The sequence below is a fragment of the Hymenobacter sp. HSC-4F20 genome (genome assembly GCF_019599275.1).
In the GTDB taxonomy this organism is placed as follows: domain Bacteria; phylum Bacteroidota; class Bacteroidia; order Cytophagales; family Hymenobacteraceae; genus Hymenobacter.
On the sequence record NZ_JAHZTD010000001.1, the window covers coordinates 927,871 to 949,598 of the forward strand.

Below are 21,728 nucleotides of genomic sequence, written 5' to 3' on the forward strand. Positions count from 1 at the left end.
GATGTACGTACTATTGGTGTATGATATTCGGGAGAAGCGGGTAGGTAAGATGCTTAAGCTCTGCCGCCGCTACCTGAACTGGATTCAGAATTCAGTTTTCGAAGGCGAGATTTCGGAGGTTAAGCTAAAAGAGTTGCTCGCCAAAGCGCATGACTTCCTGGATACTGATGAGGACAGCGTGTTAATCTTTAAGAGCCGTAGCCAGCAGTGGCTGGAGAAACAGGTAGTGGGTCAGGAGCGTAATCGTCTGGATACCTTTCTGTGAAGACGTGCCGTCGTCGGTCAGGTAGCATGTCCTGTGGGTTGGGTGCTTATAGAGTCTGTTAAAAAGCTAACTGCCTGACCGTCAAAGGTCGTCGCTGCCCCAGTAAAATCCTGGTATTGCCATTCGACGACTTTTCTATGCAAGATTACTGGCAAAAGTGTAGCTTCAGGCTTCAGTAGCGGCCTTTTCGTGACGACCTTCAATCGGACTGTGTGGAATTGAAATGCGAACATTCTGCTGCGGGCCTTTTCGGATGGTGACACCTTCAATCGGACTGTGTGGAATTGAAATGACCATGCCTGGCGTATACAACCCGGCCACCTTCCGCCTTCAATCGGACTGTGTGGAATTGAAATTTTCGTACTAGTTGGCTCTGCAAACCTAAGACAGCACCTTCAATCGGACTGTGTGGAATTGAAATTAATTTCCATTTGCAGCGCAAAATGTTGCCTAAAAACCCTTCAATCGGACTGTGTGGAATTGAAATAGCCCAAAAGGAGCAGATTCTGAGCCTGCTCAATAACCTTCAATCGGACTGTGTGGAATTGAAATCGTAATACTCAGCGGGGGCCAACACGACAACACTATCCTTCAATCGGACTGTGTGGAATTGAAATTTCATTGGCGGCAAAAAATCTACCTCTCGCTATAAGCCTTCAATCGGACTGTGTGGAATTGAAATGAGTATGCCCGAACGATTCTCAACAACCTGAACCCCCTTCAATCGGACTGTGTGGAATTGAAATCCGCCTGGCGTGGTCGTGCATTGCAGCAACGCGCTGCCTTCAATCGGACTGTGTGGAATTGAAATCATCTACCGTAATCGCTATAGTGGCGACCAGCGGCCCCCTTCAATCGGACTGTGTGGAATTGAAATGGCGGGGGCGTGAGTCTCCAAGGCTTCGGGGCCGTGCCTTCAATCGGACTGTGTGGAATTGAAATACAGCTACGTGCAGCCCTCGCGGCCGCAAAACAGCACCCTTCAATCGGACTGTGTGGAATTGAAATAGGTAATGCGCACGTCGGGCTCGGCAGGAATAAAGCCCTTCAATCGGACTGTGTGGAATTGAAATAGGGAGTAGGCTGCCCGCTCGTCGGTGGGCAGGCGGCCTTCAATCGGACTGTGTGGAATTGAAATTTGTTAGTTGCTCGGTTCCTCTCCCTGCTGAATCAGACCTTCAATCGGACTGTGTGGAATTGAAATCTGCTCCCCGGCCAGCAGCAGGGAGTTGTTCAATAGTCCTTCAATCGGACTGTGTGGAATTGAAATTACGCTGGAAGAAGCGTTGGCTGCTCAGGCCCCGGCCTTCAATCGGACTGTGTGGAATTGAAATGTTTACCAGGTAGCGAATGAATAGTTGCCCATCCTTCAATCGGACTGTGTGGAATTGAAATGTAAGAGGGAAAGAACAACCTATAGGGAAGCAGTAACCTTCAATCGGACTGTGTGGAATTGAAATGCCGACCTATTTCAGCGGTCCGACCAGGTAAGCCGTCCTTCAATCGGACTGTGTGGAATTGAAATTAGAAGAAAGCTGGCACCCGGACTTGTTCGACGAGCCTTCAATCGGACTGTGTGGAATTGAAATAGCTCACGGAGTAGGTGCGGTTGCTGTTCACCCGGCCTTCAATCGGACTGTGTGGAATTGAAATTACGAGCACCTGAGCCAGGGGACCCACGGCCTCCTGCCTTCAATCGGACTGTGTGGAATTGAAATAGCGCCTCCTCGCCGATGCGGGCTAGCAGATATTCCCCCTTCAATCGGACTGTGTGGAATTGAAATTTCAGGGCGGTGTCGTTTGCACACCTGGTTGGTGGACCTTCAATCGGACTGTGTGGAATTGAAATTAAAATCTATGTCAAACTATTTTCCAAAATAGAGCCCTTCAATCGGACTGTGTGGAATTGAAATGTTTGTATCTATCCACACGGTGATGTGCCCGTAAACCTTCAATCGGACTGTGTGGAATTGAAATTGGGATAAAGATCATATCTATGGCGTAATCCGGCAAGCCTTCAATCGGACTGTGTGGAATTGAAATACGTTCACGTCGCGCAGGTAGAGTTGAGAGCGGCCCGCCTTCAATCGGACTGTGTGGAATTGAAATACGGTGGCCTTGTTCCTGTCCAGCTCCACGGCCGCGCCTTCAATCGGACTGTGTGGAATTGAAATGGTTGAGCTGCTCAATATCACTGCGATACTTCACCTCCCTTCAATCGGACTGTGTGGAATTGAAATCCGGCTTCGAGGGGACGGTGCTGCACGAGGGCAAAGCCTTCAATCGGACTGTGTGGAATTGAAATCACTGCTGAACGGGCAAGGCAGCCTGCATACCACGGTCCTTCAATCGGACTGTGTGGAATTGAAATTCTATGAGCAGGCTGAGTTGTCCCCGAAGCAGCACTCCTTCAATCGGACTGTGTGGAATTGAAATGTCGGGCCGCTGGAGCAGCGCGCGGAACGGGTATTCCCTTCAATCGGACTGTGTGGAATTGAAATAGCCCTACGAAATTGAGTTGGTACCCAGCGTCACCGACCTTCAATCGGACTGTGTGGAATTGAAATTGAAGGAGGAGTTGATTGCCCGTGGCTACCAAGCATCCTTCAATCGGACTGTGTGGAATTGAAATGGTATCCTTAGCGGCCGGGGGCGACTTGTCCGTGCCCTTCAATCGGACTGTGTGGAATTGAAATTCGTCCGTGTTCCTGTATGAGCCGGTAACTATTTCCCTTCAATCGGACTGTGTGGAATTGAAATAGCTTAGCGAAAGCGATTTCCGCGTCACCCATGAGGGCCTTCAATCGGACTGTGTGGAATTGAAATGGTAGCCGTGGATAATACCATGCTTGCAGCCGAAGCCCTTCAATCGGACTGTGTGGAATTGAAATTCCGCTAGCCGCTTCGGAACGACCACCGCGATTAGACCTTCAATCGGACTGTGTGGAATTGAAATGAAATAAGCACCAGCAGCAACAGCGCCAGCAATAACCCTTCAATCGGACTGTGTGGAATTGAAATAAACATACGAAAAATTCCGAATGCAGTTGCACCAGGCCTTCAATCGGACTGTGTGGAATTGAAATCCCTTCCGCCGTTTGAGTGAGGTAGGTGACAAGGGCCTTCAATCGGACTGTGTGGAATTGAAATAGGTGCTCCGGTTTCTCAAAAAACACCCGTGCCGACCTTCAATCGGACTGTGTGGAATTGAAATCGTTCTGCCCTGTGCCGCTGGTAATGGGCTTATTCTCCTTCAATCGGACTGTGTGGAATTGAAATAGCACCTGCTTTTCCCGGCGCACGAACGAGGTGATGCCTTCAATCGGACTGTGTGGAATTGAAATAGCGGGCCGGCGACTACCACACCGACCTGAAGGTGACCTTCAATCGGACTGTGTGGAATTGAAATAATCAGGAAGATTTTCTGATTGGGATCGGCCATCAGCCTTCAATCGGACTGTGTGGAATTGAAATCAGCTTCACTTCCGAAACAATAGAAGCAAATTCCTCCTTCAATCGGACTGTGTGGAATTGAAATTTGGCCACCAACTCGTTTACGACCAACGTAAACACGTCCTTCAATCGGACTGTGTGGAATTGAAATGCGCTCGAAGCGCTGGATAATGATGCTGCCGAACGCCTTCAATCGGACTGTGTGGAATTGAAATAGGGCTACTTTGCGGTTGGCAATGGCCGAGGCCGCCCTTCAATCGGACTGTGTGGAATTGAAATAATCAGCTCTACTATTGTCACATCCTGAATCCAGCACCTTCAATCGGACTGTGTGGAATTGAAATGTAGCTCCAGATATGGTCACGTACTTCTGCTGCTGCCTTCAATCGGACTGTGTGGAATTGAAATGCGGGTAGCTACCGCCTAAGCGTGCGCGACGCCAACCCTTCAATCGGACTGTGTGGAATTGAAATTCGTAGTCACCCAGCGGCGAGGCTCGGCGTTCTTGCCCTTCAATCGGACTGTGTGGAATTGAAATGATTCTGCCTGACTACGGCATCAAGCACCGGGGCCGGCCTTCAATCGGACTGTGTGGAATTGAAATAAAAATCAAATATTTAGTATGGTTAATCTCTACGACCTTCAATCGGACTGTGTGGAATTGAAATATTTTAAAGCCTCTGAGTTTTACTCGAAAAAGGCACCTTCAATCGGACTGTGTGGAATTGAAATAGGGCTTTCCAGTCGCAGTGCCACGTCTTCACCTCAGCCTTCAATCGGACTGTGTGGAATTGAAATCGAACTCGGCCACAAAGAACTTGTCGAAGAAACGGCCTTCAATCGGACTGTGTGGAATTGAAATAAATTCCGCAACATTCCGATCATTCCCCGCCCCGACCTTCAATCGGACTGTGTGGAATTGAAATGACCTACTGGCCGGGGCTTTTTTTATAGTACTAGGCCTTCAATCGGACTGTGTGGAATTGAAATAGTTGACCCGCGCACGCTGGCGGCTCAAGCCGCTATCCTTCAATCGGACTGTGTGGAATTGAAATCGGCCTGCTGCTGCCCGCCTACCAAGCTATTCTCCCTTCAATCGGACTGTGTGGAATTGAAATCAGGCCGAAGGGGGTGTAAATCGTTTCGTCGCTTTCCTTCAATCGGACTGTGTGGAATTGAAATTGGTATTGGCGGCCGGTAGCCGCCTGCCCCTAGCTGCCTTCAATCGGACTGTGTGGAATTGAAATAGCATGCCGTGCTGAGCACGCTGCAGGATAGCCCGACCTTCAATCGGACTGTGTGGAATTGAAATAGCGCTGCACGGTGGCCGGGGCGGGCTTGTAGAAATCCTTCAATCGGACTGTGTGGAATTGAAATTTCACGAGCATTTTTCTTTTTTAGCTTGCGTAATTGTCCTTCAATCGGACTGTGTGGAATTGAAATGGCTGGAGCACTCCAGCAGGTACTCCAGGGTGTCCACCTTCAATCGGACTGTGTGGAATTGAAATAGGGCGGTCAGCAACAGAGCTTGCGCGACCGAAAACCTTCAATCGGACTGTGTGGAATTGAAATAGGCTCAAGGCGTACAGTGGGTCGGGCTGCCGCTGGCCTTCAATCGGACTGTGTGGAATTGAAATACCGCCGAAGAGCATGACTTTAATATCCTGGACCTCCTTCAATCGGACTGTGTGGAATTGAAATTTGATGGGCGATTTACGGCTTTTAGCCATGTAACAAACCTTCAATCGGACTGTGTGGAATTGAAATGTATTATAACCGAGGCCGCAGCCGATGGAGAAGGCCCCTTCAATCGGACTGTGTGGAATTGAAATGGTTTGCGCACGCACATCAAATGGCGGATTATCGCCCCTTCAATCGGACTGTGTGGAATTGAAATGATGCCGTGGCTACCGTGATTGGGGCACGCTTCGCCCCTTCAATCGGACTGTGTGGAATTGAAATCTGGAACGATCTGGAAAGCAAGCTCGGAGAGTTCAGCCTTCAATCGGACTGTGTGGAATTGAAATTCGGCGTACCGGGCCATGGTGGCTGCGGGCATGGGGCCTTCAATCGGACTGTGTGGAATTGAAATGATTGAGGTGGCAAGCGATCCAGCCTTGTACAGGAACCTTCAATCGGACTGTGTGGAATTGAAATACATTCTGAGCTGGGAGAAAACGTACGAGCTGGAAACCTTCAATCGGACTGTGTGGAATTGAAATTTTTTTTCGGCTTCCTCGGCTACATCGGACGCTTTCCCTTCAATCGGACTGTGTGGAATTGAAATTACCCAGCCAGCTCATGCACGGCCAGGCCAAAACCTCCTTCAATCGGACTGTGTGGAATTGAAATTACCTGGACTCGATCAAGGACGTGTACGAGCTCTACCCTTCAATCGGACTGTGTGGAATTGAAATGTTACCAGCCTGACCACCGCCGAGGGCGCCGTGCGGCCTTCAATCGGACTGTGTGGAATTGAAATTCGGTCTCCGGCTAGCTCCTTGTTTTTCTGCTGCTGGCCTTCAATCGGACTGTGTGGAATTGAAATCGCTAATCTTGGCATCATTGAACAGACGCGTCAGCCCCCTTCAATCGGACTGTGTGGAATTGAAATACACCACCGAATCTACCTGGTGAGGCTTGAGGGAAGCCTTCAATCGGACTGTGTGGAATTGAAATGGTACGGGAGCGGGGCCGACCCTTACGGGAGCATTACCTTCAATCGGACTGTGTGGAATTGAAATAGGTAGTCGAGGGCACGCTTAGCCTCAATCGTGGCCCTTCAATCGGACTGTGTGGAATTGAAATAGCTTCCGGAGTGGGCGCGAGCAGCAGGGCACTCCGGACCTTCAATCGGACTGTGTGGAATTGAAATAGCTGAGCGGGACCCTCTTAATTTTGATTTCCACGACCTTCAATCGGACTGTGTGGAATTGAAATTTCAGGAGATAACCGAATCGGCTATCCGGACGGCCGCCTTCAATCGGACTGTGTGGAATTGAAATTCTACTCATCCTCCCGGCTGTTCTGCCCGCCTTGCTACCTTCAATCGGACTGTGTGGAATTGAAATTCGGTAACGGGGCGAGCAAGGACCCGCAGTATTTTGGCCTTCAATCGGACTGTGTGGAATTGAAATTTTACCTCCGTGCATATCTACGAGGTAGCCGACTATGCCTTCAATCGGACTGTGTGGAATTGAAATTGAGCAGCTGCGTACAGCATAATGTCTCGCGCTAGCCTTCAATCGGACTGTGTGGAATTGAAATGTCTCTGTTTTCAGGTTTAAGTAGTCGCTCAGCTTTCCTTCAATCGGACTGTGTGGAATTGAAATTATCTCCAGCGGTTTGCAGACAGGATACTCCGCTACCTTCAATCGGACTGTGTGGAATTGAAATGTCCATGTTTACTACTCTCGCTCTCGGCGAAACATCCCTTCAATCGGACTGTGTGGAATTGAAATGAAACGATGGGGTTAGAGACTACCTTCCCGGCAACCTTCAATCGGACTGTGTGGAATTGAAATGTTACCGAGGGGGTCTATATCCCTGCTCTTACCCTGCCTTCAATCGGACTGTGTGGAATTGAAATTCGGTAACGGGGCGAGCAAGGACCCGCAGTATTTTGCCTTCAATCGGACTGTGTGGAATTGAAATCTGATGTGTACCTGGAGGTATCGGGCGAAGATTCGGACCTTCAATCGGACTGTGTGGAATTGAAATAGCTCCTCGCGTGGACAAGCGCAAGGAGCGCCAAAAGCCTTCAATCGGACTGTGTGGAATTGAAATTGGGGGGTAGTTGGTCAGCCGCAAACCTCTTGCTTTCCTTCAATCGGACTGTGTGGAATTGAAATTGGGAGTAGGTACTTCCCCCGGCCTGAGTGATAGTCCTTCAATCGGACTGTGTGGAATTGAAATGCACAAGACCAGCATGGGAATGTTCCCGCTGATGGTCCTTCAATCGGACTGTGTGGAATTGAAATTTCTTGGTCAACTCTCCAGAGAGGAACTTCCGCAGGCCTTCAATCGGACTGTGTGGAATTGAAATATCAGGGGCTTGCCGTTGGCCTGGAGCAGCAGCGCCCCTTCAATCGGACTGTGTGGAATTGAAATAGGTAGAATCCTTCATGATTTCTTCCCAGAGGTTGACCTTCAATCGGACTGTGTGGAATTGAAATACCTCACAGACCCTACGGCATAGCAAGGCGGGCAGACCTTCAATCGGACTGTGTGGAATTGAAATTAAGCCGCTTGGTCAACATTCGGGTACGGGAGGGAGCCTTCAATCGGACTGTGTGGAATTGAAATGGTATTCTGCCATAATCCTTCAGTGATAGGTAAAAGCCTTCAATCGGACTGTGTGGAATTGAAATGGCGGTAAATCAGTTCGTAGAAGAAAAAATCGCACGCCTTCAATCGGACTGTGTGGAATTGAAATATGGAAGATGTGGAGTTTGTTGACGCCACCTATCAGCCTTCATGCGGTGAACAGGCAAGAGCCACTCTTACCTACCGCCTACCACACGTAGCTAGGGAAGGAGAACAGTGTGGTTGCCGAGTAGGAAAGAATAGGTGGCTAGACAACAGAATTTTAATAATTACCGACCGACAGCATGACCAGGGTGCAGGCTTCCTCGGTGCGGATGCCGCGCTGCTGAGCCAGTTCCTCCAGTTCCGGGTTTTCGGTGCCGGGGTTGAAGATGATGCGCTTGGGGTTCAGGTCGAGGATGTAGTCGTACCAGCCGGGCTGGTTCTGGGGACCAACGTACAGTGTTACCGTGTCAATGCCCTCGGCCGTGGGCCGGTCGGTGCGAATATCGAGGCCGGCCACCTGGCCGTTGCGGATACCCACGGGCACTACCTCGTGGCCGTGACTTTTAAGCTGATGCACCGCGCGGTAGGCGTAGCGGGAGGGGTTATCAGTAGCCCCCAACACAAGGGTCTTTTTCATACGAGGGAAAGAAAAGGTGTCATGCGGGAGCAGGAGCGAAGAACCCCATCCTCTACCGCTTTGCTTGGGTAGTTGGGGGAGTGGAAGCTACCCCCGGGAAAGGTCCTATACTCGCGCTCCGGATGACAGAGGGTTAATTTCTCCTTATAACGATTATTTCGTGCCGATGGCTGCAAACGCCGCTTCCGCGCACCGTTCTCCATCCATGGCCGCCGACACGATGCCGCCGGCGTAGCCTGCCCCTTCGCCGCACGGAAACAAGCCCTGCACCTCCGGGTGCTGCAGCGTGGCCCGGTCGCGGGGGATGCGCACGGGTGAGGAGGTGCGGCTTTCTACTCCCACAATCTGGGCCAGGTTGGTGGCGTAGCCCGGAATCTTGCGGCCGAAGTTCTGGAAGCCCTGGCGCAGACGTTCGGCCAGGGCTGGCCCCAGCACTTGGTCCATCGGCACCGACACCAAGCCGGGCTGGTAGCTGGTTTCCAGCAGCTGCGGCGACACTTTGCTTTTCAGGAAGTCGCCGAGGCGCTGGGCGGGGGCCAGCTGGGTATTACCGGCCAGGCGGCAGGCCCGCTGCTCAATTTCCTGCTGAAACCGCAGGCCCGCCAGGGCACCGTGCTGGCGCACGTCCATGTCTTCCAGCTCCACGGCTGCCACAATGCCCGAGTTGGCAAAGCGCGAGTCGCGCCGGCTGGGGCTCATGCCGTTCACTACTACCTCGCCGGGCGAGGTAGCCGCCGGCACGATAAAGCCGCCGGGGCACATGCAGAACGAGAAAACGCCGCGCTGCTGGTTTTTCCACTGCGTCTGGTGCACCAGCGAGTACGAAGCCGCCGGTAGCACGCCCCGGTCCTGGCGGCGGTACTGGGCCTGGTCGATGAGGGCTTGCGGGTGCTCTACGCGTACGCCCAAGGCAAAGGGCTTGGCCTCGATGAGCACGCCGCGGCGGTGCAGCAACTCGTAGATGTCGCGGGCGGAGTGACCGGTAGCCAGAATCACGGCGTCGGCTTCCAGGGCTTCACCGGTGGCGGTTACTACCCCGCGCAGGCGGTTATCTTCGAGGATGAGGTCATCTACGCGGGTATCGAAGCGCACTTCGCCGCCGGCCTGGCGCACACTCTCGCGCAGGGCCGCCACCACGTAGGGCAGCTTGTTGGTTCCGATGTGGGGGTGAGCATCCACCAGAATATCGGGGGTAGCACCGTGCTGCACCAGCAGGCGCAGGACGCGCTGAATGTCGCCGCGCTTGGTAGAGCGGGTGTAGAGCTTGCCGTCGGAGTAGGTGCCGGCTCCGCCTTCGCCAAAGCAGTAGTTGGAATCGGGGTTTACTACGTGCTCCTTGTTGAGGGCCGCCAGGTCGCGGCGGCGAGTGCGCACGTCTTTGCCGCGTTCTACCACAATGGGTTTTATTCCCAGCTCAATGGCCCGCAACGCCGCAAACAGCCCGGCCGGGCCCGCCCCCACGATGAGCACCGAGCGGCGGGCCCGGCTGACATCGGGGTAGTGGAACCAGGGGCCAAACAGGTCGGTGGGGGGCGGCGTCTGGTAAATGTCGGCCCGCAGGCGCACCAGGGGCTGGCGGCCGCGCGCGTCGATGGAGCGCTTGCGCAGGTGCACAAAATCGGCCTGACCGGGCACGAGGCCCGCGGCATCGAGCAGGGCGCGGTAGCGGGCCAGCTCGTCGTAGGCTACCTCCGGCGGGAGCAGTAGCTCAATTTCTTGTTTCTGAGAAGACATGAGAGAGGTGAAAGGGAGTTAGCCTTTGAACCGGTAACCAGGTTTCGGGGCCGCAAAGATACGCAGCCAAAAACAGCGTCTGGCTTCATGAAGCCCGGAAAAGAACTTCTGAAACCAGACGCCGCAAATCAGTGCACAGCAACGCAGGGCTTATTCGCCGCCAGATGGGGGCGGGTAGTTCTGCAAACGAGGCCAGAACTTTTCCATCGACTCGTTGAACAGGGTAAGGGCCTGCGTGCGCACCTCGCCCGACGGATGGCGGAGCAACTGCCCCAGCAAGTGACGGTACATTTCCGTCGTGACTTCCAAACCCTTGGCGCTTACCAGGCCGTGGTGGAGTAGGTCGCAGTTAGCGGCCACAGAATTTGCCATAGAGTCAGTTAATTCTTCGCGGGCGAGGTCCGCTTCCCGAAACGACTGTTCCAGGCGGGCATTCATTTCAGGAGTATAGTGCGGGTCGGTTGCCATATCTATACGACGGAGGGACTGGCTAGTGTAACCTTGAAACAGGCGGATAAGGTTCGGGCGAGTCTATAAAAAGCCTTGCCGGGGCAAATAACCCGTACGCACTGAGGTGGTTGCTACTGCAAAAAAATAGGGTGGCCGCTATGTCGTGGCAGTATCAGGCCCCAAGATACGCACCGGCCGCTTGTGCTCATCAATTGCCACGAAGGTAAATAGCCCGGATACTGCCCGGTGGCGGTCCTCGGAGTACATCTGCTCCACGAACAGCTCCACGCGCACTTTCAGGCTGGTGTTGCCTACGTGCTCCACGCGGCCAATCAACTCTACCAGCGTGCCGCCGGGGATGGGGTGGGTGAAATCGACCTTATCGGAGGATACCGTGACCATTTTCAGGCGACTGAACCGGGTGGCAGTAATAAAGGCTACCTCGTCCATCATATGCAGGGTAGTGCCCCCGAACAGGGTGTCGTAGTGGTTGGTGGTGTTGGGGAAAACGGCTTTGAAAATGCGCGTTTCAGCGCGGCTAATTTTTTCTTCCAGCGTCAGCATAGGGTAGGAAAAGTGAGAAAATGAGGTTTCTGCCTCTGCTGCCGCTCACGGCTCCTGTTTTGCGTAGCTACCTTCCCGGAGCCCCACTACGCACGCACTCCCGCTGCCCGGCCGGCATCTGAAACCCGGCCGGTGAAGCCGAAGCCCACCCGTAGCAGCACCCGACAAGGCCCTCTGGTCGCGAAGGAGCCTTCTCAACAAAAGCGGCGGGCAGGTCTCCTGACTTGTATCATGCGTCCCGCCCTTCTCACCCTGCCGGGTAATGGGCTACGCGGGGAAGCACTTGCCCTTGAGGGCTGATACTTACAGTAGCGCGTCTGTCCGGGAATTGCACCCGGTTCCCTTTTCATGCCGGCCCGGGGCCGGCAACCTGCCGCTCGGCTGACTGAACAACAGTCAAAGAACAAGGGGCCAAAGGTAGCAGAAGCTGCCGAAGCGGCGTATACAGCCGGTTGCTTCCCTGAGTTGTTCTATTTTCGGGCCTTTTCCTTTCCTGCTACCCCGTGCTTATGCCGCACTCCCTACCTCCTGCACCGCGTACCATGGCCTCGCGCATCCGTTCGATCTTCAGTGGGTCGGTGGGCAACCTGGTAGAGTGGTACGATTGGTACGTGTACTCGGCCTTTGCCTTGTATTTCGCGCCGGCTTTCTTCCCCAAGGGCGACCTTACGGCCCAGTTGCTGAACTCGGCGGCCATTTTTGCGGTGGGCTTTCTGATGCGGCCCCTGGGAGGGTGGCTGATGGGTGTGTACGCCGACCGCGCCGGGCGCAAAGCGGCCCTGCTGGCCTCGGTGCTGCTTATGTGCGGCGGGTCCCTGCTCATTGCTCTCACGCCTTCGTACCAGCAGATTGGGGTAGCGGCGCCGGTGTTGCTGGTGGTAGCGCGCCTACTCCAGGGCCTGAGCGTGGGCGGTGAGTACGGCACCTCGGCCACCTACCTCAGCGAAATGGCCGACCAGCGCAACCGGGGCTTTTTCTCCAGCTTTCAGTACGTAACGCTTATAGCCGGGCAGTTGCTGGCCTTGCTGGTGCAGCTGGGCTTGCAGCAGGCCCTTACCACGGAGGAGCTGTACGCCTGGGGCTGGCGCGTGCCCTTCGGCATTGGGGCCGCTGCGGCCCTGGTGGCCTTGTACCTGCGCCGGAGCATGGAAGAAACCGATGCCTTTACCCGCCAAACTGCCGCCGCTACCCCCGCGCAGAAGTTCGACCAACTACGCCTTCTGCTCCAGCACCCGCGCGAAGTACTGACAGTAGTCGGCCTCACCTTAGGCGGCACCGTGGTGTTTTACACCTTTACTACCTACGTGCAGAAGTTTCTGGTGAACACCGCCGGCTTTACCAAGGACCAGGCTACCCTGGTTTCCTTTGGAGCCCTGGGCGTGGCCATGCTGCTGCAACCCCTGATGGGCGCTATTTCCGACCGAGTGGGGCGCCGGCCGGTGCTGGTGTTCTTCGGGATAGGCGCTACCCTGGGCACCGTGCCCTTGCTTACGGCCCTAGGCCAGGCGGCTAGCCCGGGGGTAGCCTTCGGGCTGCTGCTGCTGGCGCTGGTAGTTGTGAGCGGCTACACTTCCATCAATGCAGTAGTAAAAGCCGAACTGTTCCCGACGGAAATCCGGGCGCTGGGGGTGGGGCTGCCGTACGCCCTTACGGTGGCCATCTTCGGGGGCTCGGCAGAATACGTTGCCCTGCTGGCCAAAGACTACGGCGTGGAAACCTGGTTTTACTGGTACGTAACCGCCTGTGCGGCCTTTTCCCTGGTGGTGTACCTGCGCACTCCCGATACCCGCGCTACCTCCCGGCTGCGCTTGGAAGAGGAGGAACGGCTAGCTGCTGAATCGTGAGTGTGTAGGTGAGTTGGGCAGTATCAGCTTTAAGTGTGCCTACCGCGTATTTTCCGGCCGGGGTAACCGCGAAGCTGTAGGTACCGTGGTAATGCGTCGTCACCTGCGGGCAGCCCCAGCCCTGACACTGTACCAGCGGGGCAAGGCAGAGAGGCAGTTGCTCTGACGCCGCGCGTCCAGTAGTTTAACCTAGCCGCGGCTATTGTCAATCTGTCCGGTAAGGGTGCTTCTACGGGAGTACTGCAGGGACCGGTTTTCGCATTGAGCAGGGTTGGAGCCGGTGGCGGGTGTGGCGCTGCCCAGGTAACCAGCCGGGGCGGGCAGGAGGCGGGCAAGAGCAGTGCGCAGCGGAGCAGGGAAATAAATTTAGCTTCAAAGAGGAAGCATGCCGAGTAGCTACTTGCGCACCCCAGAGTTTTGCGTCGCCAGGTCGGCTGGTAACCAACGCCAGTCAGTTAAGGTATAATTCTTGCTATAGCATCCTGATGGGCCTTTTCCGGCCTGCCGGAGCCTTTCTCCGCCCGCCTTTCCGCGTATGTTCCCTTCTTCTATGCCCTGCCCTCATCCGCCCGCGCGGTGGTACTCCCTGCTGACGTTGCTGCTGCTGGCAGCGGCTGCCGCCTGCTCCCCCAAGAAAGACCCCGAGGAGAAACCTGGCCGGCCCAGTCCGCCGGCCGTCGTTACTGGCGGGGCCGGTAGGGCCACGTTCACGATTCACTACAGCCAGCCCTCGGCCAAGGAGCGCAAAATTTTCGGGGGGCTGGTTCCTTACGGTCAGGTCTGGCGCACAGGAGCCAATGAGGCTACTACCTTCAGCGTAAACCAGGACGTGACCGTGCAGGGGCAGCCCTTGCCCGCAGGTAAATATGCCCTGTTCACCATTCCCAACCAGAAGGAGTGGACCATCATCTTTAACCGCAACCCCAACCAGTGGGGCGCCTACGAGTATCAGCCTGCCGACGATGTGCTGCGCGTGAAGGCTACCCCGGCAGCCACGCCCCACACCCTGGAGCAGTTCCGCATCACGGCTGACAAAGGCGGCCAAGTGACGCTCGGTTGGGAAGATACCCAGGTCAGCTTTCAAGTAAAGTAAACGTCATTCCATAGCTACGCCCAAACAGAGGCCCCTGCTTATCTATATAGAAAAGCAGGGGCCTCTGTTTGGGGAGTTGGTTGATTTACCAAGTGTAGCGCTGCCCCTGTAGGAGCTGATCTACTACCTCGCCACCAGCACTGAACTTCACAGGCACTGTAGCTTTATCAGGCTCGCCGGGCGTGTCTACTTCAAAATGCAGGTGCGGACCTGAGGACCAGCCCGTATTTCCGCTGTAGCCAATGGGTTGGCCTTTTGTTACGGTTTGCCCGGGCTGTACGAGGCTACCCTCGTGGCGGAAATGTACATAGGTAGCATAGGTGCCGTCTTCGTGAAAGATGACGATATAATTGCCCTGCTCTTTGCAGGTACTAAGCGGGCAGCCGGGGTTAGAGTCTTGCTTAACTTCGGCCACTACTCCCCCCGGGCGGCACAAACCACCGTGTTTTCAGGCATGCCAAAATCAACTGCCGATTTATTGGCGTGGGAAAACGTGCCGTTGTAGCCTTGGATGACGGCATGTTCTTGCCCAACTTCGAAAGGAAGATTGTAGCTGTAGTCTGGGGTAAGAGTAACGCCCAGGGTATTGCCTAAGTACTACCGAAAATTGTACGTGTACCGGTAGGGCTGGCCCGCATCAGGAAGGAGCCGAACCAGCACCACTTTCTTCTGGGAAGGCACAACCACTTTGCGCACTGGTAACGGCGCGGTAGGCTGCATATTGACCAAGTCGCACGTCAGGACAATAGTGTACGGACGGGACTGGTATTCTGCGCTTCTATGATGACGCCAGAGCCCCGGTAATCAGTGGCCGTAACGGTTACCGGCTTTTGTTGAGCCTGGGCCGCGCCCCAAAAGGCTACCCTGAAGAGTGCAAGCAGAGGTAAGCGCATAGGCACGGTGAATTCAGGGTAACAGCCGGAAGGGGGGGGGCGGCCAGCGGGGTGCAGCAAGTAAGCAAGAGCAAGCCGGCCTACTCCCCGCCCAGCACGCTTTCCACCCAGCCTTTGCCCCAGTCGGCTAGCTCCTGCTCGGTCCAGAGTTGGGGGTAGAAGATGCGGCGCTGAAACTTGGGAGGCAGGTATTGCTTCCAGTTGGTGCCGCCGGTGGCCGCAATGGCATCGGGGCGGCGCTCCAGGTAGCGCACCGCCGATTTGTAGTGCATCAGGGGCCAGTTCACGTTCACGCACACGTCCAGCTGCTTGAGCTGGCGCAGCAGGCGCGGATTCTCGCGGCCCTCGGGACCGGGGGGGAGGCGCTGCACCACGGCCCACACGTTGCGGCCCTCAAAGTGGCGGGCGTGTTCCAGCAGCTTGTCGGCGTACTTCTTTTCGAACTCAATGAGCGTAAGCGCCTTGGCGCCGGTTTCGACCACCGTAGCGCCCGATTTCCAGTAGATGCAGCCCATCAGCTCGTCGTGGGCGGCAGCTTCGCCCAGCAGGCGGCGGCGCTCCTCGGGTACCAGATTGCTTAGGGCCGTGCTGGCCAGCTCAATCATGCGGTACTGCACGCTCTGGAAACCCGAGGCCGGCATCAGGGCCATCCGAAACTCCAGAAACTGCTGCTTGTCCATGCCGTCCACCATCACATCGAATGAGTCGATCAGGTTTTCGAAGTAGCGGTTGATGCGGCCCACGCGCAGCACTACCTCCTCCACGGTGGGGGTAGCCAGGTTGCCCAGCTGCTCGTACTCGCAGAGGCAGAGCTGGAAGTAAAGCTCCGTAATCTGGTGGTAGATGATGAAAATCTTCTCGTCGGGAATAGTGGTGAGCGGGCGCTGCAAGCTTAGCAGCGTATCCAGCTGAATGTAGTCCCAGTAGCCGAGGTAACGGGTATGGTAGAGGCCTTCGAGGTAGGCGGCCAGGTCCTGGTCGTCGGCCGCGTAGCGCTCCTGCAGGCGGCGGAGCTGAGCCAGCACAGCCGGCGAAAAGTCAGATTCCGGAGAAGTCATGGCGGAAGGTGGAAGGTAGGAAGTGGCTGCAAAGATGGGAAAAAGGAGGGGAGAGAAAGGACGTGACCGGTTTCCTGAGGCGTTGAACAGCATCCCCTGACTGTCTTGCTAAGCCCAGGCGCAGGACCTCTACCGCTGGCTACCCTTCTACCGCTACACCTTCCGTAGAGATTCTGCGGTTGGGTTCAGCCTGAGAGCCTACGGACTACTTTACTCTACCCTCGGGCCGCTTTCTGCCTGCTCTTATCATTCTCCCGTTCCCTCTCGCCTTATTGCCATTTACATGTCGCCTCATCTTCTACCTTTACGCAATGGCAGAGAAATCCAGTATTTTCGACATGATTGGGCCCGTGATGATAGGGCCCAGTTCTTCGCACACCGCCGGGGTAGTGCGCATTGCCCGCGCCGCCATCCGTATTCTGGGCAGCACGCCCACCCACGCCACCATTACGTTTTACAACTCCTTTGCCCGCACCTACGAGGGCCACGGCTCCGACCGCGCCATTGTGGCCGGGCTGCTGGGCATGCCCACCGATGACGTGCGCATCCGCGAAGCCTTCGACCACGCCAAGGAAGCCGGGCTCCAGTACACGTTTCAGGGGGTAGGCAACGCCTCCACCATGCACCCCAACACCATCCGCCTGCAATTGCGCGACGAGCGCACGGGCCAGGCCGTGGAAGTGGTGGGCCAGAGCCGGGGGGGCGGCGTCATCCGGATTGTGGAAGTGGATGGCTTTCCGTCCGATTTCTCCGCCTCGCTGCATACGCTCATCCTCGACGCGGACGACGTGCCGGGCTCCATTGCCTTTATTGCCTCCGTCATTGCCCACGATGAGTGCAACATTGCCACCATGTTCGTCTCGCGCAAGGGCAAGAACGACGTGGCCCGGCAGTTTATCGAGGTTGACTCCAGCCTGCGCCCCATTACCCTGGAGTACCTGCGGCAGTTGCGCTGGGTGCACCGCGTCACGTATATTCCCACCATCGACTAAGAACTAAGCGCCGCAACGTTCCGGTTAACGGTAAATTTTGCGGAGTTGGTTGATTTACTACCCGGCACCCTGCGCCACCTGATACCTTTGGTGGCCGGTCTCCGCGCAGGGGCCCGGCGGCCAGGGTCCCTACTGCCCACTTTCCTTTCTCTTTGTTGCTATGAAGCGTTTTTACTGGCTGCTGCTGAGTATGTCGGGCGGACTGCTGGCCGCCGGGCCGGGGCAGGCGCAAACGACCGTGCCTGCTACCCCGGCCCAGCCCCCGGCCGGAACGTTGCCGGCGGCAGCCCCCACTGGCCCCTGGACGCTGCAGCGCTCCATCGACTACGCCCTGCAAAACAACCTGACGGTGCGCCAGCAGCAACTCACTTCCGAGCTGCAGAACGCTACCCTGCGCCAGAGCCGGGCAACGCTGCTGCCCACGGCTAACCTCTCGGGCACCCAGGCCTGGAACTACGGCACCAGCCTCGACCCGCTGACCAACGACTTCGTTAGCCAGACCATCCGCTCCAACAACTTCTCGGCCAACTCCCAGGTAACGCTGTTTTCGGGCTTTCAGCTGCGCAATACGGTAAAGCGCAACGCCCTGGACTCGGAGGCCAGCGTGCTGGATATTGAGAAGTCCCGCAATGACCTGGCCCTGAACGTGGCCTCGGCCTTCCTGCAGCTCGTGTTGGCCGAGGAGCTGGTGCGCACCAATGAGGTGCGCGTAAGCAGCACCCGCTCCCAGGTAGAGCGCACGCAAAAGCTGCTGCGGGCCGGCTCTATTCCGGAAAGCAACCTACTGGACATTCAGGCCCAGCTGGCCAGTGATGAGCTGAACGTGATTACGGCCCAAAACCAGCGCGACCTGGCCCGCCTCTCGCTTACGCAACTGCTGAATTTGCCCTCACCTACGGGCTTTCAGATTGAGGTGCCCCCACTGGCTGACCCCGATGACCAGCCGCTGCTGGAGGCCGACCCCGACGGAACCTACCAGACGGCCCAGAGCCTGCTACCCGAAATTAAGGCCGCCGATCTGCGGGTGCGCTCCGCCCAGCGCAGCCTCGATATTGCCCGCGGTGGCTACTACCCCCGCCTGGCCTTCGGGGCCGGCATCTTCACGGGTTTCTCCTCGTCGCGGCTGGCGCGGGTATTCAGCGGCGATTCTACGCAAGCGGTGCAGATTCCCATCTTTCAGCCCGGCATAACGGGGCAGCCAGTACCCTCCCAGTATTTTCTGCTCCAGCCCGGCCAGCCGAAATCCGAGTTTTTGCCCGCCAAATTCTCTAATCAGCTAAAAGATAACCTGGGGAAAAGCCTGCAGTTTTCGCTGCAAATCCCGATTCTGAACGGGCTGCAAACGCGCACCAGCGTGCAGCGCGCCCAAATCAACATCCAGCAGCAGGAGCTGCGGGCCGAGCAAACGCGCCTGCAGCTGCGCCAGAGCATTCAGCAGGCTTACGCCGATGCCATTGCGGCGCAGCGCCGCTACCTCTCCGCGCGCCGCCAGGTAGAAGCCCTGACTACGGCCTACCGCAACGCCGAAATCCGCTTCAACAACGGCCTGCTCAACGGCACGGAGTTCAACATTGCCAAAAACAACCTCACGGCCGCCGAGTCGACGATGATTCAGGCCAAGTACGAATTCATTTTCCGCCGCAAAGTGCTGGACTTCTACCAGGGGCGGCCTATTCAACTGTGAATGAGTGAAGGAGCAACTGAGTGAGGTACGAACCGTCGTTCCACTCAGTTGCTCCTTTACTCCCTTACTCCTTCACTTCTTCACTCCTTGATTTATGCGAAATAACCGCACCCTGTACATTCTGCTGGCTATTATGCTGGTATTGATTGGCGGCATCGTGGTGGCGAAAAAACAGGGCTGGATTGGCAAACCAGCCGGTACGGAAGTGCTGGCGGCCAAAGCAGCGCCGACTACCATCGTAGAGAAGGTAAGCGCCTCGGGCAAAGTGCAGCCCGAAACGGAAGTAAAGATTTCGCCTGACGTGTCGGGCGAAATCACGGAGCTGTACGTGGAGGAAGGCGACTCCGTGAAGAAGGGGCAGCTGCTGCTGCGCATCCGCCCGGATAACTACGAGGCGATGGTAAACCAGCAGAGCGCCGTGGTGGGCAGCCAGCGGGCCAACGTGGGCCAGAGCCAGGCCCGGCTGCAGCAGCTGCTGGCCAACGCCCGCCAAACCGAGCTGAGCTACCGCCGCAACGCCTCACTCTACAAGCAAAAAGTAATTTCTCAGGCCGATTACGAGGCCAGCAAGGCCGCCTACGAGGCCTCGCAGGAGGAAATCAACTCGGCCCGCCAGAGCATTCGGGCGGCCCAAAGCAACGTGCGCAGCGCCCAGGCCAGCCTGGAGGAAGCCCGCAAAAACCTCAACAAAACCACCATCTACGCACCCGTGAGCGGCACCGTGAGCAAGCTCAACGTGAAGAAGGGCGAGCGGGTAGTGGGTACCTCCCAGATGGCCGGCACCGAAATCATGCGTATTGCCAACCTCAACAACATGGAGGTGCGGGTGAGCGTAAACGAAAACGACATCATCAACGTGGACCTGGGCGACTCGGCCGACGTGGAAGTGGACTCCTACGCCAGCCAGGACCAGAAGTTCCGGGGGCTGGTGACGGCCATTGCCAACACGGCCAAGGACGCCCTCACGGCCGAGGCCGTCACGGAGTTTGAGGTGCGCATCCGCCTGCTGCCCGAGTCGTACCGGCAGCTGCAGCGCACGGTGAAGGGCCGCACCATTGTGCCGTTCCGCCCGGGCATGACGGCCTCCGTCGACATTATCACCAGCCGCAAGGCCAACGTGCTGAGCGTGCCGCTGGCCGCCGTTACTACCCGCTCCGACAGCGCCCGCACCGCCGGCTCGGCCCAAAAAGGGGCACCGGTAGTGCGCGTAGGCCGGGGCAGTGCCGGCGGCGCCGCGCCGGCCGCGGCCAGCAGCGCGCCGCCCGACGTGCAGGAGGTCGTCTTCCTGATCCGCAACGGCAAAGCCGTGCTGACCCCCGTGAAAACCGGCATCAGCGACTTCGAGAACATGGAAATCGTGAGCGGCATTCAGGCCGGTGACCAGGTAGTAAGCGGGCCGTTCCGGGCCGTATCGAAAACCCTCAAGGATGGGGCCGCGGTAGTCGTGAAAGATGCCAAGAGCCTCGACAAGGCGGCCCTGAAGGAAGGCCCGGCCGAGGAAGAATAAGCCGTAAAGACGTTACTCGCTCAAGCTGAGCCAGTAATCTGCTGCGGAAGGCCGCCCTTGCCTACAGCAGGGCGGCCTTCCGTTTTTTTTAGCTAAGATTGACGTATTGGTAAAATGGTGCGCTGGCGTGCTAGTAGCGCCGAACCGCGCGGCCTGATCGACAAACTCACCAGCGCACCATTTTACCAGCTCACCATTTCACTACTCCCCACTTCCCACCCCTTGGAAAAAATAGCCATGCTTGGCGGCGGCTCCTGGGCCACCGCGCTGACCAAAATTCTCTCCGAAAATGGCAGCCGCGTCCACTGGTGGATGCGCAGCAAGGACGACGTGCAGCACCTGCTGCGCACCCGCCACAACCCGCGCTACCTCTCCTCCGTGGCCCACGACCTGAACCGGGTGCACCCTACCACCGACCTGGAAGACGCCGTGCGCGAGGCCGACTGGCTGGTGCTGGCCGTGCCGGCCGCCTTCGTGCAAAGCACCCTCGACAAGCTGGACCGCGACGCCCTGAAGCACAAGCGCATCATCTCGGCCATTAAGGGCATGATTCCGGGCAAAAACGTGCTGGTGACGGACTACGTGGCCGACCGGTTCCGGCTGCCCCACACCCGGCTGGGGGTAGTGGCCGGCCCCTGCCATGCCGAGGAAGTGGCCCTGGAAAAGCAGAGCTACCTGACCATCGGCTCCCCGGATGCCGAGCTGGCCGAGGACTTCAGCCGCTTGCTGCGCAACCGCTACGTAAAAGCCAACCCCGCCCAGGACCTCGACGGGATTGAGTACTGCGCCGTGATGAAAAACATCATTGCCCTGACCGGCGGCATTGCCCACGGCCTGGGCTACGGCGACAATTTCCAGGCCGTGCTGGTGAGTAACGCCGTGCAGGAAATCCGCCGCTTTGTGCACGCCGTCAACCCCCAGCCCCGCGACCTGTCGGCCTCGGCCTACCTCGGCGACTTGCTGGTGACGGCCTACTCGCAGTTCTCGCGCAACCGCACCTTCGGCAGCATGGTGGGCCGGGGCTACTCCGTGAAGTCGGCCCAGCTGGAAATGAATATGATTGCCGAGGGCTACTACGCCGTGAAAAGCATCTACGAGATGAACCGCCGCCTGCAGGTGAACATGCCCATCACCTCGGCCGCCTACCACGTGCTCTACGAGAAGATTTCCCCCGCCATTGAGATTGAGCTGCTGAAGGAGAAGTTTAAGTAAGCTCGATTCCGCTTACCAGTATCTAACCAGA

General features: G+C 56.8%; 13 protein-coding genes, 1 CRISPR repeat array and 1 riboswitch. Of the genes, 7 read left to right on the plus strand and 6 right to left on the minus strand.

The features are described 5' to 3' along the window. Position 1 precedes the first annotated feature (1 nt). Positions 2-265, plus strand: a complete 264-nt coding sequence (gene cas2 / locus K3G63_RS03975) for a CRISPR-associated endonuclease Cas2 (RefSeq protein ID WP_220612785.1) — start codon at positions 2-4, stop codon at positions 263-265. 196 nt (positions 266-461) lie between these two features. Beyond that, a CRISPR array of direct repeats spans positions 462-8,153; the repeat unit is 29 nt; unit sequence CCTTCAATCGGACTGTGTGGAATTGAAAT. Between the two features lie 153 nt (positions 8,154-8,306). Here cas2 and K3G63_RS03980 read toward each other — a convergent pair. From K3G63_RS03980 to K3G63_RS03995, 4 genes are all read right to left on the minus strand, one after another. Further along, positions 8,307-8,666 (minus strand): CoA-binding protein, encoded by a 360-nt coding sequence (locus K3G63_RS03980; RefSeq protein WP_220612786.1) that lies wholly within the window; start codon positions 8,664-8,666, stop codon positions 8,307-8,309. A 153-nt stretch (positions 8,667-8,819) separates the two neighbouring features. Beyond that, positions 8,820-10,400 carry an NAD(P)/FAD-dependent oxidoreductase gene (locus tag K3G63_RS03985; RefSeq protein ID WP_220612787.1) on the minus strand — a complete coding sequence of 527 codons (1,581 nt, stop codon included), beginning with the start codon at positions 10,398-10,400 and terminating at the stop codon, positions 8,820-8,822. A gap of 150 nt (positions 10,401-10,550) precedes the next feature. After that, on the minus strand, positions 10,551-10,868 hold the full coding sequence (locus K3G63_RS03990) for a hypothetical protein (RefSeq protein WP_220612788.1): 318 nt from the start codon (positions 10,866-10,868) through the stop codon (positions 10,551-10,553). A gap of 138 nt (positions 10,869-11,006) precedes the next feature. Further along, positions 11,007-11,414, minus strand: a complete 408-nt coding sequence (locus tag K3G63_RS03995; protein ID WP_220612789.1) for an acyl-CoA thioesterase — start codon at positions 11,412-11,414, stop codon at positions 11,007-11,009. 191 nt (positions 11,415-11,605) lie between these two features. Then, positions 11,606-11,803: riboswitch (cobalamin riboswitch) on the minus strand. Positions 11,804-11,923: 120 nt separating this feature from the next. Here K3G63_RS03995 and K3G63_RS04000 point away from each other — a divergent pair. Continuing rightward, positions 11,924-13,258, plus strand: coding sequence for an MFS transporter (locus K3G63_RS04000; protein WP_259404252.1), 1,335 nt, complete (start codon positions 11,924-11,926; stop codon positions 13,256-13,258). A gap of 535 nt (positions 13,259-13,793) precedes the next feature. Further along, entirely contained in the window at positions 13,794-14,351 is a 558-nt protein-coding gene (locus tag K3G63_RS04005) for a DUF2911 domain-containing protein (protein ID WP_259404253.1), read from the plus strand. 85 nt (positions 14,352-14,436) lie between these two features. Here K3G63_RS04005 and K3G63_RS04010 read toward each other — a convergent pair whose 3' ends face one another. Both K3G63_RS04010 and K3G63_RS04015 read right to left on the minus strand, forming a co-directional pair. Further along, complete coding sequence (locus tag K3G63_RS04010; protein WP_220612790.1) at positions 14,437-14,766, minus strand: M23 family metallopeptidase; 330 nt, start codon at positions 14,764-14,766, stop codon at positions 14,437-14,439. 558 nt (positions 14,767-15,324) lie between these two features. After that, positions 15,325-16,302 (minus strand): tryptophan 2,3-dioxygenase family protein, encoded by a 978-nt coding sequence (locus K3G63_RS04015; RefSeq protein WP_220612791.1) that lies wholly within the window; start codon positions 16,300-16,302, stop codon positions 15,325-15,327. A 311-nt stretch (positions 16,303-16,613) separates the two neighbouring features. Here K3G63_RS04015 and sdaAB point away from each other — a divergent pair, with 311 nt between their 5' ends. The 4 genes from sdaAB to K3G63_RS04035 all read left to right on the plus strand — a co-directional run bounded on the left by sdaAB (position 16,614) and on the right by K3G63_RS04035 (position 21,697). Then, positions 16,614-17,294: an L-serine ammonia-lyase, iron-sulfur-dependent subunit beta gene (gene sdaAB, locus K3G63_RS04020; protein WP_220612792.1), complete on the plus strand. Its 681-nt coding sequence runs from the start codon at positions 16,614-16,616 to the stop codon at positions 17,292-17,294. A gap of 160 nt (positions 17,295-17,454) precedes the next feature. Next, entirely contained in the window at positions 17,455-18,978 is a 1,524-nt protein-coding gene (locus tag K3G63_RS04025; RefSeq protein ID WP_220612793.1) for a TolC family protein, read from the plus strand. Positions 18,979-19,072: 94 nt separating this feature from the next. Beyond that, on the plus strand, positions 19,073-20,485 hold the full coding sequence (locus K3G63_RS04030; protein ID WP_220612794.1) for an efflux RND transporter periplasmic adaptor subunit: 1,413 nt from the start codon (positions 19,073-19,075) through the stop codon (positions 20,483-20,485). 222 nt (positions 20,486-20,707) lie between these two features. Continuing rightward, a complete protein-coding gene (locus K3G63_RS04035; RefSeq protein WP_259404254.1) occupies positions 20,708-21,697 on the plus strand; it encodes an NAD(P)H-dependent glycerol-3-phosphate dehydrogenase in 990 nt (329 codons plus the stop codon). Positions 21,698-21,728: the final 31 nt, after the last annotated feature.

Excerpts from the sequence above, each read along its gene's own strand:
- cas2 (WP_220612785.1), top strand. The coding sequence starts at position 2 with ATGTACGTACTATTGGTGTATGATATTCGGGAGAAGCGGGTAGGTAAG.
- K3G63_RS03980 (WP_220612786.1), bottom strand. The coding sequence starts at position 8,666 with ATGAAAAAGACCCTTGTGTTGGGGGCTACTGATAACCCCTCCCGCTAC.
- K3G63_RS03985 (WP_220612787.1), bottom strand. The coding sequence starts at position 10,400 with ATGTCTTCTCAGAAACAAGAAATTGAGCTACTGCTCCCGCCGGAGGTA.
- K3G63_RS03990 (WP_220612788.1), bottom strand. The coding sequence starts at position 10,868 with ATGGCAACCGACCCGCACTATACTCCTGAAATGAATGCCCGCCTGGAA.
- K3G63_RS03995 (WP_220612789.1), bottom strand. The coding sequence starts at position 11,414 with ATGCTGACGCTGGAAGAAAAAATTAGCCGCGCTGAAACGCGCATTTTC.
- K3G63_RS04000 (WP_259404252.1), top strand. The coding sequence starts at position 11,924 with ATGCCGCACTCCCTACCTCCTGCACCGCGTACCATGGCCTCGCGCATC.
- K3G63_RS04005 (WP_259404253.1), top strand. The coding sequence starts at position 13,794 with ATGTTCCCTTCTTCTATGCCCTGCCCTCATCCGCCCGCGCGGTGGTAC.
- K3G63_RS04015 (WP_220612791.1), bottom strand. The coding sequence starts at position 16,302 with ATGACTTCTCCGGAATCTGACTTTTCGCCGGCTGTGCTGGCTCAGCTC.
- sdaAB (WP_220612792.1), top strand. The coding sequence starts at position 16,614 with ATGGCAGAGAAATCCAGTATTTTCGACATGATTGGGCCCGTGATGATA.
- K3G63_RS04025 (WP_220612793.1), top strand. The coding sequence starts at position 17,455 with ATGAAGCGTTTTTACTGGCTGCTGCTGAGTATGTCGGGCGGACTGCTG.
- K3G63_RS04030 (WP_220612794.1), top strand. The coding sequence starts at position 19,073 with ATGCGAAATAACCGCACCCTGTACATTCTGCTGGCTATTATGCTGGTA.